The following is a 547-nucleotide window of genomic DNA, read 5'->3' as shown; positions in this document are numbered from 1 at the left end:
CCAAATTGATAGCCTTTTAAAGCAGCCATCAAGGCAAATGATCTTGTCTTTCCAGACCCTCGTCCACCCCAAGCCGCTCGTACCAAAGCGTCTCCTGCAAAAATAGGAATGAGTTTTGGTACAATCTTAATCTGTCTTGTCGTCATTCATTGTTAAAGGAGCAATTTCTACACGCCCTATGATCTTAATCGCGCCCCCATCTTCCCCCGTCACTTGCAAAGGCAAGATCTTCCCAAGCAACGCTAAATAAGCCGCAGGGCATCTTATTGCCTGCTTTTCGAGGTAAGAGATTAGTCCTTCCTTGCCATACTTATTGCCTGCCAATTCAGCAGCTTTAAGAATAGCCTCTTTCAAAAGGCGTGTATTCTTATTGGGTACACCTTTAACACGCCCCATTCCTGCCTTAGGGGGTTTATATTTTTTCTTTGTTTGAGAAATCTGTTCTGTATTTTGTGATGTCATAAAATACACCCTCCAGATAATAAAAAACCCCGCATTTGCGGGGATTTTGAACTGTACATTTCCCTCTCTAGACACAATACGCCTA

At 43.1% G+C, this 547-nt stretch carries 1 protein-coding gene and 1 pseudogene; both read right to left on the bottom strand.

What is annotated here, in order from left to right:
• Positions 1–146 (bottom strand): annotated as a pseudogene (locus tag ACFINR_RS09620) (PBSX family phage terminase large subunit); the annotation flags it as partial.
• Positions 127–462: a hypothetical protein gene (locus ACFINR_RS09615; RefSeq protein WP_375610989.1), complete on the bottom strand. Its 336-nt coding sequence runs from the start codon at positions 460–462 to the stop codon at positions 127–129. The pseudogene ACFINR_RS09620 and the gene ACFINR_RS09615, both read right to left, overlap by 20 nt.
• Positions 463–547: the final 85 nt, after the last annotated feature.

The sequence above is a fragment of the Bartonella sp. AP19HLJMH genome, assembly GCF_042196245.1.
In the GTDB taxonomy this organism is placed as follows: domain Bacteria; phylum Pseudomonadota; class Alphaproteobacteria; order Rhizobiales; family Rhizobiaceae; genus Bartonella.
The sequence above is the reverse complement of the archived record's forward strand: the minus strand, read 5'-3'. Positions and strand labels throughout refer to the sequence as shown.